Source organism: Pantoea sp. X-Soil-TKNS-1280, from assembly GCF_059730475.1.
On sequence record NZ_AP035962.1, the window covers coordinates 582,996 to 595,672 of the forward strand.

Annotated in this window: 17 protein-coding genes; 10 read left to right on the forward strand and 7 right to left on the reverse strand. The window is 53.2% G+C overall.

Features of this window, described 5'->3' with window-relative positions:
• Position 1: 1 nt before the first annotated feature.
• Genes lptA through AC6I8X_RS02630 form a run of 5 tightly spaced genes read right to left on the reverse strand, consistent with a single transcriptional unit; the run spans position 2 to position 3,658 of the window.
• Complete coding sequence (lptA, locus tag AC6I8X_RS02610) at positions 2-556, reverse strand: lipopolysaccharide ABC transporter substrate-binding protein LptA (protein WP_084872162.1); 555 nt, start codon at positions 554-556, stop codon at positions 2-4.
• Positions 525-1,103 carry an LPS export ABC transporter periplasmic protein LptC gene (lptC, locus tag AC6I8X_RS02615; RefSeq protein ID WP_084872164.1) on the reverse strand — a complete coding sequence of 193 codons (579 nt, stop codon included), beginning with the start codon at positions 1,101-1,103 and terminating at the stop codon, positions 525-527. The genes lptA and lptC overlap by 32 nt, the downstream gene beginning before the upstream one ends.
• The gene (kdsC, locus tag AC6I8X_RS02620) at positions 1,100-1,666 is read right to left on the reverse strand and encodes a 3-deoxy-manno-octulosonate-8-phosphatase KdsC (RefSeq protein WP_084872167.1); all 567 of its coding nucleotides are present in this window, start codon (positions 1,664-1,666) and stop codon (positions 1,100-1,102) included. The genes lptC and kdsC overlap by 4 nt, the downstream gene beginning before the upstream one ends.
• Positions 1,667-1,679: 13 nt before the next feature.
• Complete coding sequence (gene kdsD, locus AC6I8X_RS02625; RefSeq protein WP_084872170.1) at positions 1,680-2,660, reverse strand: arabinose-5-phosphate isomerase KdsD; 981 nt, start codon at positions 2,658-2,660, stop codon at positions 1,680-1,682.
• A 17-nt stretch (positions 2,661-2,677) separates the two neighbouring features.
• Complete coding sequence (locus AC6I8X_RS02630) at positions 2,678-3,658, reverse strand: calcium/sodium antiporter (protein WP_497840520.1); 981 nt, start codon at positions 3,656-3,658, stop codon at positions 2,678-2,680.
• A 226-nt stretch (positions 3,659-3,884) separates the two neighbouring features.
• Here AC6I8X_RS02630 and mlaF point away from each other — a divergent pair, with 226 nt between their 5' ends.
• The 7 genes from mlaF to murA all read left to right on the forward strand — a co-directional run bounded on the left by mlaF (position 3,885) and on the right by murA (position 8,671).
• On the forward strand, positions 3,885-4,700 hold the full coding sequence (gene mlaF, locus AC6I8X_RS02635) for a phospholipid ABC transporter ATP-binding protein MlaF (RefSeq protein WP_299457877.1): 816 nt from the start codon (positions 3,885-3,887) through the stop codon (positions 4,698-4,700).
• Positions 4,701-4,704: 4 nt separating this feature from the next.
• Positions 4,705-5,487 (forward strand): lipid asymmetry maintenance ABC transporter permease subunit MlaE, encoded by a 783-nt coding sequence (gene mlaE / locus AC6I8X_RS02640; protein WP_084872177.1) that lies wholly within the window; start codon positions 4,705-4,707, stop codon positions 5,485-5,487.
• A gap of 4 nt (positions 5,488-5,491) precedes the next feature.
• Positions 5,492-6,019, forward strand: a complete 528-nt coding sequence (gene mlaD / locus AC6I8X_RS02645; RefSeq protein ID WP_084872179.1) for an outer membrane lipid asymmetry maintenance protein MlaD — start codon at positions 5,492-5,494, stop codon at positions 6,017-6,019.
• An 18-nt stretch (positions 6,020-6,037) separates the two neighbouring features.
• Positions 6,038-6,670: a phospholipid-binding protein MlaC gene (mlaC, locus tag AC6I8X_RS02650; protein WP_497840521.1), complete on the forward strand. Its 633-nt coding sequence runs from the start codon at positions 6,038-6,040 to the stop codon at positions 6,668-6,670.
• A complete protein-coding gene (gene mlaB / locus AC6I8X_RS02655; RefSeq protein ID WP_313687536.1) occupies positions 6,670-6,975 on the forward strand; it encodes a lipid asymmetry maintenance protein MlaB in 306 nt (101 codons plus the stop codon). The genes mlaC and mlaB overlap by 1 nt, the downstream gene beginning before the upstream one ends.
• A 115-nt stretch (positions 6,976-7,090) precedes the next feature.
• Complete coding sequence (ibaG, locus tag AC6I8X_RS02660) at positions 7,091-7,348, forward strand: BolA family iron metabolism protein IbaG (RefSeq protein ID WP_007886637.1); 258 nt, start codon at positions 7,091-7,093, stop codon at positions 7,346-7,348.
• 63 nt (positions 7,349-7,411) lie between these two features.
• Positions 7,412-8,671, forward strand: a complete 1,260-nt coding sequence (gene murA, locus AC6I8X_RS02665; protein WP_416410248.1) for a UDP-N-acetylglucosamine 1-carboxyvinyltransferase — start codon at positions 7,412-7,414, stop codon at positions 8,669-8,671.
• A 70-nt stretch (positions 8,672-8,741) separates the two neighbouring features.
• Here the strand turns inward: murA and AC6I8X_RS02670 are convergent, their stop codons facing one another.
• Positions 8,742-9,026, reverse strand: coding sequence for a helix-turn-helix domain-containing protein (locus AC6I8X_RS02670; protein WP_299457864.1), 285 nt, complete (start codon positions 9,024-9,026; stop codon positions 8,742-8,744).
• 227 nt (positions 9,027-9,253) lie between these two features.
• The gene (gene ispB / locus AC6I8X_RS02675; RefSeq protein WP_497840522.1) at positions 9,254-10,225 is read right to left on the reverse strand and encodes an octaprenyl diphosphate synthase; all 972 of its coding nucleotides are present in this window, start codon (positions 10,223-10,225) and stop codon (positions 9,254-9,256) included.
• 255 nt (positions 10,226-10,480) lie between these two features.
• Here ispB and rplU point away from each other — a divergent pair, with 255 nt between their 5' ends.
• From rplU to cgtA, 3 genes are all read left to right on the forward strand, one after another.
• Positions 10,481-10,792, forward strand: a complete 312-nt coding sequence (gene rplU, locus AC6I8X_RS02680; RefSeq protein ID WP_013507673.1) for a 50S ribosomal protein L21 — start codon at positions 10,481-10,483, stop codon at positions 10,790-10,792.
• Between the two features lie 15 nt (positions 10,793-10,807).
• The gene (rpmA, locus tag AC6I8X_RS02685) at positions 10,808-11,065 is read left to right on the forward strand and encodes a 50S ribosomal protein L27 (protein WP_006121751.1); all 258 of its coding nucleotides are present in this window, start codon (positions 10,808-10,810) and stop codon (positions 11,063-11,065) included.
• 247 nt (positions 11,066-11,312) lie between these two features.
• Positions 11,313-12,488, forward strand: coding sequence for an Obg family GTPase CgtA (gene cgtA, locus AC6I8X_RS02690; protein ID WP_497840523.1), 1,176 nt, complete (start codon positions 11,313-11,315; stop codon positions 12,486-12,488).
• The last annotated feature ends 189 nt before the right edge of the window (positions 12,489-12,677 follow it).

Here is a 12,677-nt window from a genome sequence, read left to right on the forward strand (position 1 = left end):
ATTAGTTACTCTTCTTTTGGCTCTGGGATGAACCGTTTTTGTCCTGCAACTGCGACGGCACCAGTACGGTGGTCACGCGTTTGCTCTGGCCCTGACTGAAGGCCTGCATTTTCTGTTCTTTCACCAGATAGGTGATGCGATCGCCTTTGATATTGCTATCCAGCTGCTCAATGTAAGCGTTGCCGGTCAGCTCAACAAAGTCATTGGCCAGTTCGTAGTGCAGCTTGGCAGCATGGCCTTGTACCGGCTTACCGCTATCCTGCATTTGATAGAAAGTCGCGGGGTTGCCCCAGGCATCAACGATGGTTTTTTTGCTATCGCCGCCCGGACGGGTCACCACCACTTTGTCAGCGGTGATTTTGATCGATCCCTGTGTCACGATCACATTGCCGGTGAAGGTGGCGACATTACCCTGCAAATCCAGCGCCTGGTTCTCTGAAACGATATTGACGGGTTTGTCCGAGTCTCCTGTTAATGCCAGAGCGGGCAGGCTGGTGGCTAACAGGGCGCTGACCAGCAGTAACTTAAGGCTGTTTTTGTTCATTTTGGATTTCATAGGAGGATTTGACCTTTTCAATCAACTCGGCATTTTTTGTCCGTAAGTTGCCGCGCATCTTCATGCCTGTAGAGTTAAAACTGCGGCCATAAAGGGTGACCTGATCGTCTGAAGTGACATCCTGGGTAACCAGATTGACTACCGCATTATCCGTTTTGATGCGCTGTAACTCGGAATCCTGCGTCAGGGTGTTTACTTCAACGTGGCCGTATAGATAAAGCATACGATCTTTGGTGAGCTTTGCCTTATCCGAGCGAACAGACCAGGTTGGAATTTTGTTCACGTCATAGGTGGTCATCACCGGATTTTCGAACCAGCTCAGTTGATCGGCATCAAAGTAGGTAACTTTATCCGAAATCAGCTTATAGGCCAGCGCACCATCGGGATTGTATACCACGGTGTGAGAAGTCGAGCTGGTATAGGTCGGCTCCTGATCGTTGGTGGCAACCGGTGTTTTGCTCTCATCCTGGTTGGTAAGATTCCAGCCGATCAGCACCAGAGCGATTAAGGCCAGAATCAGCGTTATCCAACGCCTGCTTTTACTCATACTGATTGCCCTTTGGCATCCTCAAATTTATTCTGCGCCATTAAGATCAGATCGCAAAGTTCACGTACTGCACCGCGGCCACCGGCAATGCGGGTGACGTAATGCGCGCGCGGCAGCAGAATCGGGTGCGCATCGGCAACGGCGACACTGAGACCGACTCGCGCCATGACCGGCCAGTCGATCAGGTCATCACCGATATACGCTACCTGTTCGGCAGATAATGACAGTTTATCCAGGAGTTCACGCCAGGCCAAAAGCTTATCCGATTGTCCCTGGTAAAGATGCGTAATGCCGAGGGTTTTACAGCGATCTTCCATCAGTCTGGCATTGCGGCCGGTAATAATAGCCACTTCGATGCCCGAGGTCAGCAGGCAACGAATGCCATAACCATCGCGTACGTTAAAAGCTTTCAATTCTTCGCCGCTGTTGCCCATGTAAATCAGGCCGTCTGACATCACACCATCAACGTCACAAATCAGCAGGCGGATTTGCGCTGCCCGCGCCATGACTTCTGCGCTCACCGGGCCATAGCAGGTTTCCACTGCGGGTGTTTCAACACTCATGTTCTTTTCCTGTTCAGACCACGCCGGCGCGCAGCATGTCATGCATATGTACCACACCGAGCAGGCGATCGTCATCGGCCACCAGCAATGCAGTGATGTTTTTGTTTTGCATCAGGTTAAGGGCATCCACCGCCAGCAGATTGGGGCGTACGCGGATGCCACCACGGGTCATCACATCCTGAATGCGGGCTGACTGGAAATCGATACCCATATCAAACACCCGGCGTAAGTCACCGTCGGTGAAGATACCTTCAATTTTCATCAGATCATCGACGATCACCGTCAGACCGAGATTTTTCCGCGTAATTTCCAGCAACGCATCACGCAATGATGCATCACGCGTGACATGAGGGATCTCGTCGCCACTGTGCATGATGTCACTGACATGCAGTAACAGTTTACGCCCCAATGCGCCACCTGGATGGGACAATGCAAAATCTTCCTGCGTAAAGCCGCGCGCTTCCAGCAGTGCCACTGCCAGCGCATCCCCCATCACCAGCGTGGCGGTGGTGCTGGTGGTGGGGGCCAGCCCGAGCGGGCAGGCTTCCTGCGGCACTTTCACGCATAGATGGACATCGGCGGCCCGGCCCATTGCGCTGTCGGCACGGCTGGTGATGCAGATCAGCTGAACTTTCTGGCGTTTCAGCACCGGTACCAGCGCGAGGATCTCGTTTGACTCACCGCTGTTCGAAATGGCAATCACCACATCGTTGGTACTGACCATCCCCAGATCGCCATGGCTGGCTTCTGCAGGATGAACAAAGAATGCGGGCGTGCCAGTGCTGGCGAAGGTTGCGGCGATCTTTTTGCCAATGTGTCCTGACTTGCCCATCCCCATCACCACCACTTTACCCCGACAGGCAAAGATCATTTTGCAGGCGCGTGAGAAGTCGTCATTTATATATTGATCGAGTTGTTCCAGGCCTTCACGCTCAATACGCAGCACCGCTCTGCCTGCCTGTTGAAAGTCAAAATCCGGTTGCTGATGTGACATACTCAGTCTGTCCTTTATTAACCTGTGATAAACATGGGGCTAAGCCACAGCCAGCACACCCACACGATAAATCCTGCTAACAATAAGGCACCTGCCGGCCGGCCAATTCGGCGTCGGCGTTGCAGGCACAACAGGGCGAACAGCACGCTGACACCCAACATCACCCAGTAATCACGGGCAAAGGCATGGGGATCAATGCTGCCCGGATGAATCAACGCGGGCAGGCCCAGAACAATGGCCAGATTAAAAATATTGGCACCGATCAGGTTGCCGATGGCGATATCGTCCTCGCCTTTCATCGCACCAGCGATGACGGTAGCCAGTTCCGGCAGGCTGGTGCCTACGGCGATTAACGTCAACCCCATCACCAGTTCGCTTACGTCGAAGTAATCGGCAAATACGGTCGCGTTATCGATCACCATGCGGGTAGACATCGGCAGGATCAGCAGTGCAACGGCGAGCCACAGGAAGGCCACGGTGTTGCCGCTCTCGTCACGCGGCAGCTCCGCCAATTGTTCGCGCGTTAAGGTGTCGTTATTTTCACGCTCGGCCCGCCGTGCGATGCGGATCGCCACCAGCAGATAACCCAGCGCAATCAGCAGCAAGGCTACGCCATCAAGGCGGCTGAGATAATTATCAAACAACATAATCCCGCTCAGCAATGAGACCAGCAGCATTAACGGGAGTTCGCGGCGAATCAGATTGGAATGGACGGTTAGAGGATGCAGCAGGGCCGCTCCGCCGAGGATTAACAGAATATTGGTGATGTTCGAACCCAGCGCAGTGCCTACTGCTAAATCCATCTGTCCGTGCTGCGCCGCTGAAAAAGAGACGATCAATTCAGGGAGCGAAGTGCCGATGCTGACCACGGTCATGCCGATGATTAACGGGGGGATGCCGAAGGATCGACTGAGGATCGCGGCACTGAATACTAATCGGTCAGCGCCGTAAGCCAGTAAAATCAATCCAATGAACAGCAGGGCAGTGGCTACGAACATGAAAAATCCTTGATGGCCAGATGTGTCGGCACGCGTTGCCCGACGGGTATAAACATTAGTGCAGTGAAACAGGCGCTGATTTTGACTGTCTGAGAGGCAAAAGTAAATTTTAAGGCTATTTTCGCCAAACCGGGTGGGTAAGTTTCTGTAAAACTCTCGTGCATCGTGGACTTACAGGCTACCATCCCGGGATACGATAACGCCCGATCCCCATTAAGAGGTAAAGATGATCCAGCAGCAAACGAATCTGGTTGAGGTTCGTGGCGTGAGCTTTTCGCGCGGAGATCGCACCATCTTCGACGACATTTCATTAACGGTGCCCGAAGGTAAAGTGACCGCCATTATGGGGCCATCAGGCATTGGGAAAACTACGTTGTTGCGCCTGATTGGTGGCCAGCTCCAGCCAGATAAAGGTGAAATCTGGTTCCGTGACGAAAACATTCCCTCACTTTCACGCCGCAGATTGTATGAAGTGCGTAAAAAAATGAGCATGTTATTCCAGTCCGGTGCACTTTTTACCGATCTCAGCGTCTTTGATAACGTGGCCTGGCCGCTACGGGAGCATACGCAACTTCCGCCATCGCTGCTGCACAGCACAGTGATGATGAAGCTGGAAGCGGTAGGGTTGCGTGGTGCTGCGCAGCTCAAACCGGCGGAACTCTCCGGCGGGATGGCGCGCCGTGCAGCGCTGGCGCGTGCGATCGCGCTGGAACCGGATCTGATCATGTTCGATGAACCCTTTGTCGGCCAGGATCCGATCACCATGGGGGTACTGGTAAAATTGATCGACGAGCTGAACCACGCGCTGGGGGTGACCTGCATCGTGGTTTCGCACGACGTGCCAGAGGTCTTGAGCATTGCCGATCATGCCTATATTGTTGCCGGGCAAAAAATTATTGCTCAGGGAAGCGCGCCTGAATTGCGGACCAACCCCGATCCACGCGTGCGCCAGTTTATTGAAGGGCATGCGGACGGCCCGGTGCCGTTCCGCTTTCCGGCCGGGGATTATCTGGCCGATTTGACCCACGCAGGGAGAACCTAAGCTGATGTTGTTAAAGGCGCTGGCGTCACTTGGACGTCAGGGGATTAACACCTGTGCGGCATTTGGCCGGGCAGGGATGATGCTGTTTCATGCGCTGGTGGGAAAACCAGCGTTTCGCAAACATGCACCGTTGCTGATCAAGCAACTCTACAGCGTGGGCGTAATGTCTCTGCTGATCATTATGGTCTCCGGGCTGTTTATCGGCATGGTGCTTGGGTTGCAGGGCTATCTGGTCCTGACCACCTACAGTGCGGAAACCAGTCTCGGCATGTTGGTGGCGTTGTCGCTGCTGCGCGAACTTGGCCCGGTGGTTACCGCGTTGTTGTTCGCCGGGCGTGCCGGTTCGGCGCTGACCGCAGAAATTGGTCTGATGAAAGCCACAGAGCAGCTCTCCAGCATGGAAATGATGGCGGTTGACCCGTTGCGACGCGTGGTATCACCACGTTTCTGGGCCGGTTTTATCAGTATGCCGCTGCTGGCGCTGATTTTTACGGCGGTGGGGATTGCCGGTGGTGCGCTGGTTGGAGTCAGCTGGAAAGGTATTGATCCTGGCTTCTTCTGGTCAGCGATGCAGAACGCGGTGGATTTCCGCACTGATATTATCAACTGCATTATCAAAAGCGCGGTTTTCGCCATTACGGTGACATGGATTGCGCTGTTCAACGGTTATGATGCTATCCCCACGTCGGAGGGGATCAGCCGGGCAACGACGCGTACCGTGGTACATGCTTCACTGGCGGTACTCGGTTTGGATTTTGTGCTGACAGCACTGATGTTTGGGAAATGATGCAATGCAAAGCAAGAAAAACGAAATTTGGGTAGGCGTCTTCATGCTGCTGGCACTGCTGGCACTGCTGTTTCTCAGCCTGCGTGTTGCTGACCTGAAATCACTGGGGACTGAACCCACATGGAAGCTGTATGCCACCTTCGATAACATCGGCGGCCTGAAAGTGAGCTCGCCGGTCAAGATTGGCGGCGTGGTGATTGGTCGTGTGACGGATATTTCGCTGGATGACAAAACCCTGTCGCCGCGCGTCACCATGGACATCAGCGACCAATACGCCAACAAAATACCGGACACCAGTTCACTGGCGATTCGTACCCAGGGATTACTGGGGGAACAGTTCCTGGCGCTCAATCTTGGCTTCGATGACCCGGATCTGGGGTCGTCTATGCTGAAAGATGGCGGCACGCTGCGTGATACCAAATCAGCGATGGTGCTGGAAGATTTGATTGGCCAGTTCCTTTACAAGAGCGGCGACAACAAAAACGATAACAAACAACAGGGTGCGGAGAGCGCGCCTGCAGCAACTGAATAACCCCAGAGGTAAAACACGATGTTTAAACGTTTACTGATGATTGCCATGCTGGCCATCGTTCCACTGGCCGCGACGGCAGCGGACCAGAGCAATCCCTATAAACTGATGGATGAAGCGGCGGCGAAAACCTTCACTCGCCTGAAGAACGAGCAACCGAAGATCAAGCAGGATCCTAATTATCTGCGTGATATCGTGCGTCAGGAATTGCTGCCCTATGTGCAGATCAAGTATGCGGGTGCGCTGGTGTTAGGTCGTTACTACCGTGATGCCACACCGGCACAGCGTGATGCTTACTTCGCGGCCTTTGGCGATTATCTGGCACAGGCATATGGCCAGGCGCTGGCACTCTACCACGGTCAGACCTATCAAATTCAGCCTGAACAGCCGATTGGCGATGCTGATATTGTGGCAATCCGTGTCACCATTCTCGATCCGAGCGGCCGTCCACCGGTACGCCTTGATTTCCAGTGGCGCAAAAATAGCCGTACGGGTGACTGGCAGGCCTACGATATGGTGGCAGAAGGCATCAGTATGATCACCACCAAACAGAATGAGTGGGGCGATTTGCTGCGTACCAAAGGTATCGATGGTCTGACCGCGCAGTTGAAAGCCTCTGCGGCTCAGCCAATCACTCTGGATAAGCAGCAATAATGAGCGAACCGTTACGCTGGCAGCGTACTGCCAGCACGCTGGCCCTGAGTGGCAAGCTGGACCGTGACACCTTGCTGTCCTTGTGGCAGGAACGGGAAACGGCCATGGTGGATATTGAGACCATTGATGTGGCTGCACTCGACAGGGTGGACTCAGCCGGACTGGCGCTGCTGGTTCATTTGCGTGAGATTGCCAGGGCGCAGGGCAGCACGCCGCTGTTTAGCGGTATCACGGATAAACTTCAGTCACTGATTACGCTGTATAACCTGCAGCAGATTATTGTTTCTGCGGAAAAAATAGCCTGATTATTGCCCTTAATGATAAAGCCCCTGATTTTTTCAGGGGCTTTTGCGTATTTAAGAGTCAGACGCTTTCCTCTAAGATGTCTGCCTTATTATTATCAACTTGAAGCAAAGAGCGATGGAAAATAGTGAAGTTCAGGCGGTGCTGATGCAGGCGTTGCCATTAGAAGAAGTGCATGTTCTCAGCAACGACGGTAGCCACTTTCAGGTGATTGCGGTCGGCGAGATGTTCGGCGAGCTGAGCCGGGTTAAAAAACAGCAGGCTGTGTATGCGCCACTGATGGAATACATTGCGGATAATCGCATTCATGCGGTTTCCATAAAAACTTATACTCCTGCCGAGTGGGCGCGCGATCGTAAACTTAACGGTTTCTAAGCGCACTGCTTTGGTGCGCCCGCGCAGGCGGGCTTGTTTGATTGATAATTGAGAACCGTGTTAATGGACAAATTTCGTGTGCAAGGCCCCACCCGTTTGAGTGGTGAAGTGACCATTTCCGGGGCGAAAAACGCTGCGCTGCCAATTCTGTTTGCAGCGCTGCTGGCAGAAGAGCCGGTAGAGATTCAGAATGTGCCGAAACTGCGTGACATCGACACCACCATGAAGCTGCTGAGTCAGCTGGGTGCGCAGGTCGAGCGTAATGGTTCGGTGCACGTTGATGCGCGCGAAGTTAATGTCTTCTGTGCGCCTTATGACCTGGTGAAAACCATGCGTGCTTCGATCTGGGCGCTGGGACCGCTGGTTGCGCGTTTTGGTCAGGGGCAGGTTTCACTGCCGGGTGGTTGTGCCATTGGCGCACGTCCGGTTGATCTGCACATCACTGGCCTTGAGCAACTGGGTGCCGAGATCAAACTGGAAGAGGGCTATGTTAAAGCCTCAGTTGATGGTCGTCTGAAGGGCGCGCATATCGTGATGGACAAAGTGAGCGTCGGTGCCACGGTGACCATCATGAGTGCGGCAACGCTGGCAACAGGCACTACCATCATTGAAAACGCTGCGCGTGAACCGGAAATTGTTGATACAGCGAACTTCCTGAACACCCTGGGTGCAAAAATCAGCGGTGCTGGTACCGATAAAATCACCATTGAAGGCGTAGAACGTCTGGGTGGCGGTGTTTATCGTGTCCTGCCGGACCGTATCGAAACCGGTACTTTCCTCGTTGCTGCCGCGATTTCGCGTGGCAAAGTGGTGTGCCGCAACACTCAGCCTGACACCCTGGATGCAGTACTGGCGAAACTGCGTGACGCCGGTGCGGATATTGAAACCGGTGCCGACTGGATTAGCCTCGATATGCACGGTAAGCGCCCAAAAGCGGTGAACGTTCGCACTGCACCGCATCCGGGTTTCCCGACCGATATGCAGGCGCAATTTACGCTGCTTAACCTGGTGGCTGAAGGCACCGGTGTAATCACCGAGACCATTTTCGAAAACCGCTTTATGCACATCCCTGAACTGATTCGTATGGGCGCGCATGCGGAGATCGAAAGCAATACCGCAATTTGTCACGGCGTGGAGACGTTGTCGGGTGCGCAGGTTATGGCGACCGATTTACGTGCATCAGCCAGTCTGGTGCTGGCGGGTTGCATTGCGGAAGGTACTACGCTGGTCGATCGTATTTACCATATCGATCGTGGTTACGAGCACATCGAAGATAAACTGAAAGCCATGGGTGCGAATATCGAGCGCGTTAGCGGCGAATAATTGTCTTCCACCAGGCTTTAATGAGAAAACCAGCCCCTACTGCGGCTGGTTTTTTTTGGCTACACGAGCATCACTCTGAAGATTGAGGCACCTTTTTTGGCTTCGGACGCCCCGTGCGTTTCCGCAAACGCTGAGTCTTAGGATCAAAATAACGGCTTGGCCAGATCTCCGCAGGGTGTACACCCAAGGCGTTGGCAATCAACCACTCTCCTTTGGGCCAGGATCGGGAAATGGCATTCGCCAGAGTCGATGAACTCAGACCCGATTTGCGCGATAACGCTGCCATTGTGGTTCCTTTCTTACGCAGCTTTGCAATGATGTCTGCCGGGTGCCAGTCTTGTTTCCATGCATGCATAAACGCTCTTCTCCATGTCCATGTTGTCTTCTCATCCTTCGGGTGAGGGATTCTTTCCGGTGTAGGAATATCTGGAAATATATAGCAAATGACTCCAGTAAGTTTCCAGTAAAATCGTAACCATTGCTTGTAACTGCGAACTGTTTCGCAAAAGCACTGCAAATAATGAAAAGACGTACAAGGGAAGTGAGAGCAGGAAAAGGGGGCCAGAGCTGGCCCCGCAGGGATCAATAATCGCGTTGTACAGACATGTGGGCTAATGCTTCCAGGGCGCTACGCCATGGGCTTTCTGGCAGTGCTCCCAGGGCAGCAATGGCTTTGTCAGCTTCTTCTTCCGCGCGCTGCCGCGTCCATTCCAGCGAACCACACTGGCGCATTGCTTCCAGCACCGGTTCCAGTAAATGGCGACCATTACCTTCTTCAATCGCGCGGCGAATCATCTGCGCCTGTTCTGGTGAACCGTTACGCATCGCATGCAGCAGGGGCAGGGTGGGTTTGCCTTCGCTCAGGTCATCGCCAGTATTTTTGCCCAGCGTCTCGCCGTCCGCACTGTAATCCAGTAAATCGTCAATTAACTGGAAAGCGGTGCCAATATAGCGTCCATAATCCTGCAGCGCTTTTTCCTGCGCCGGAGTGGCTTCGGCCAGAATCGCTGATGCCTGTGAAGCGGCTTCAAACAGACGGGCGGTTTTGCTGTAAATCACCCGCATGTAATTTTCTTCAGTGATGTCCGGATCGTTGACATTCATCAACTGCAAAACTTCGCCTTCGGAGATGACGTTCACCGCTTCAGACATCAGCGCGAGGATCTTCAGGGATCCCATGCTGGTCATCATCTGGAAAGCACGGGTATAGATAAAATCACCCACCAGCACACTGGCCGCATTGCCAAATGCGGCATTGGCTGTGGCTTTACCACGGCGCATATCGGATTCATCCACGACATCGTCATGCAGCAGCGTGGCGGTGTGGATAAATTCGATCAGCGCCGCATTGGTGACATGTTGCGAACCCTGGTAATTCAGTGCGCGTGCAGACAACACGGCTATCATCGGGCGAATGCGTTTTCCACCGCCACTGATGATGTAATGGCCCAACTGGTTAATCAGCGAGACATCTGAATTCAACTGGTCGAGGATGGTCTGGTTGACGGCCGCCATGTCCTGCGCGGTTAATTCATTAATCTGTTCTAAGTTCATTCGTCTGTTCAGCTATGACTCGTTTCTCGGCATGGTAAGCGCTTTTACCCAGCGTGAGTTCAGGTAATCTGTTACTGATTGTACTTGAAAAATCGGGTTGATAAACGTTTGCATTCATCCTGCGCTTTTTTTCTGCAAGAGAGTGCAAAGTGCACTTGTCTTCTGCCGGAGATTTGCGTAGAATTCGCGCCCTATTGTGAATATTTATAGCGCCGCCTGATTAACAGAAAGGCAAGCGCAGAAGCGGAGTTTTATATGTACGCGGTTTTCCAAAGTGGTGGTAAACAACACCGAGTAAGCGAAGGTCAGACCGTTCGCCTGGAAAAGCTGGACATCGCAACCGGTGAAACCATCGAGTTTGACCAGGTTCTGATGATTGCAAATGGCGAAGACGTGAAAATCGGCGCGCCACTGGTTTCAGGCGGTGTGATCAAAGCAGAAGTCGTTGCTCATGGTCGTGGCGAGAAAATTAAAATTGTTAAGTTTCGTCGTCGTAAGCACTACCGTAAGCAGCAAGGCCACCGTCAGTGGTTCACTGATGTGAAAATCACTGGCATCAGCGCCTAAGAGGAGATCTGACAAATGGCACATAAAAAGGCTGGTGGCTCGACTCGTAACGGTCGTGACTCCAACGCAAAACGTCTGGGTGTAAAACGTTTCGGTGGTGAATCTGTTCTGGCAGGTAGCATCATCGTTCGTCAGCGTGGTACCAAATTCCACGCCGGTAACAACGTAGGTTGTGGTCGTGACCACACTCTGTTTGCTACCGCAGACGGCAAAGTGAAATTCGAAGTTAAAGGTCCGAACAACCGTAAATACATCAGCATCGTTGCTGAGTAAGGTTGTCGTGACGCAGACGGTTAACGTCTGAACGAACGAATGAAAGGCCCCGCAGCTTTGCGGGGCTTTTTACATTCTGTTGCGGAGTGCACGTAGACCCTGCACCCTTGCGCAGATTGCTGTACAATTTATGTACACATGGCATTGCCAATCCTGTATTATCCGCCGCCGGTCAGCGCAGAAGACCCTGGCGGACCCGTTCGTCGTCAGAGTTCTGCCGCGAACGACAGTGTGACGGAGAAAGAAAATGAAGTTTGTTGATGAAGCGACGATCCTCGTGGTCGCGGGTGATGGCGGTAATGGTTGCGTGAGCTTCCGCCGCGAAAAATACATTCCGAAAGGCGGCCCGGACGGCGGCGATGGCGGTGATGGCGGCGACGTCTACCTGCTGGCGGATGAAAACCTCAATACCCTGATCGATTATCGTTTCGAAAAATCTTTCCGCGCTGAACGTGGCCAGAATGGCCAGAGCCGTGACTGCACCGGCAAACGCGGTAAAGACATTATTGTTAAAGTCCCGGTGGGTACGCGGGTGATTGACCAAGGCACAGGCGAAACGCTGGGCGATATGACGCGCCACGAGCAGCAGCTGATGGTCGCCAAAGGCGGCTGGCATGGCCTGGGTAACACCCGTTTTAAATCTTCGGTTAACCGTACACCGCGCCAGAAAACCATGGGCACACCGGGTGAAAAGCGTGACCTGCAGCTGGAGCTGATGCTGCTGGCTGACGTCGGTATGCTTGGTTTACCGAATGCCGGGAAATCGACCTTTATTCGCGCCGTTTCTGCGGCCAAGCCGAAAGTGGCTGATTATCCGTTTACCACCCTGGTGCCGAGCCTGGGCGTGGTGCGTATGGACAGCGAAAAGAGCTTCGTAATTGCCGACATCCCGGGCCTGATTGAAGGTGCTGCTGAAGGTGCCGGCCTCGGTATTCGCTTCCTGAAACACCTTGAACGCTGCCGCGTCCTGCTTCACCTGATCGACATTGCGCCGATTGACGAGTCAGATCCGGTTGAAAACGCGCGCATCATCCTTGGCGAGCTGGAAAAATACAGCGATAAACTGTATCAGAAGCCGCGCTGGCTGGTGTTTAACAAAACTGACCTGCTGAGCCGTGAAGAAGCGGAAAGCCGCGCTAAAGCCATTGCAGAAGCGCTGGGTTGGGAAGAGAAATACTATCTGATTTCTGCTGCCAGCCGTGATGGCGTCAATGAGCTGTGTTGGGACGTGATGAGCTTCATTATCGCCAATCCAAAAGAAGCGGAAGCTGAAGAGAAGCAGCCAGAGAAAGTGGCCTTCATGTGGGATGATTACCACCGCGAAGCTATGGAAAACGCCCAGGAAGTGGAAGAAGACGACGATTGGGATGATGACTGGGATGAAGATGACGACGAAGGCGTCGAAATCATCTACCAGCGCTAATATTGCGTTATCTCAGCAGTATGAGTTCAAATCTGATCTGGCAGTTACTTCGGTAACTGCCAGATTTTTTTTCGCGCTGTATAAGGTATTCATCAGCGTTTGCCCACCGTTCACCTTCCCTTCATCTGCATTTTATGGCTGGTTTTGTGCATAAGGCACCGTTTCGTTACGGAACATTGTGCCAGGATC

Coding starts and splice junctions, on each gene's coding strand:
- cgtA (WP_497840523.1), top strand. CDS start 11,313: ATGAAGTTTGTTGATGAAGCGACGATCCTCGTGGTCGCGGGTGATGGC.
- mlaD (WP_084872179.1), top strand. CDS start 5,492: ATGCAAAGCAAGAAAAACGAAATTTGGGTAGGCGTCTTCATGCTGCTG.
- mlaE (WP_084872177.1), top strand. CDS start 4,705: ATGTTGTTAAAGGCGCTGGCGTCACTTGGACGTCAGGGGATTAACACC.
- murA (WP_416410248.1), top strand. CDS start 7,412: ATGGACAAATTTCGTGTGCAAGGCCCCACCCGTTTGAGTGGTGAAGTG.
- lptC (WP_084872164.1), bottom strand. CDS start 1,103: ATGAGTAAAAGCAGGCGTTGGATAACGCTGATTCTGGCCTTAATCGCT.
- ispB (WP_497840522.1), bottom strand. CDS start 10,225: ATGAACTTAGAACAGATTAATGAATTAACCGCGCAGGACATGGCGGCC.
- ibaG (WP_007886637.1), top strand. CDS start 7,091: ATGGAAAATAGTGAAGTTCAGGCGGTGCTGATGCAGGCGTTGCCATTA.
- rpmA (WP_006121751.1), top strand. CDS start 10,808: ATGGCACATAAAAAGGCTGGTGGCTCGACTCGTAACGGTCGTGACTCC.
- kdsD (WP_084872170.1), bottom strand. CDS start 2,660: ATGTCACATCAGCAACCGGATTTTGACTTTCAACAGGCAGGCAGAGCG.
- AC6I8X_RS02630 (WP_497840520.1), bottom strand. CDS start 3,658: ATGTTCGTAGCCACTGCCCTGCTGTTCATTGGATTGATTTTACTGGCT.
- mlaF (WP_299457877.1), top strand. CDS start 3,885: ATGATCCAGCAGCAAACGAATCTGGTTGAGGTTCGTGGCGTGAGCTTT.
- kdsC (WP_084872167.1), bottom strand. CDS start 1,666: ATGAGTGTTGAAACACCCGCAGTGGAAACCTGCTATGGCCCGGTGAGC.
- lptA (WP_084872162.1), bottom strand. CDS start 556: ATGAAATCCAAAATGAACAAAAACAGCCTTAAGTTACTGCTGGTCAGC.
- mlaB (WP_313687536.1), top strand. CDS start 6,670: ATGAGCGAACCGTTACGCTGGCAGCGTACTGCCAGCACGCTGGCCCTG.
- rplU (WP_013507673.1), top strand. CDS start 10,481: ATGTACGCGGTTTTCCAAAGTGGTGGTAAACAACACCGAGTAAGCGAA.
- mlaC (WP_497840521.1), top strand. CDS start 6,038: ATGTTTAAACGTTTACTGATGATTGCCATGCTGGCCATCGTTCCACTG.
- AC6I8X_RS02670 (WP_299457864.1), bottom strand. CDS start 9,026: ATGCATGCATGGAAACAAGACTGGCACCCGGCAGACATCATTGCAAAG.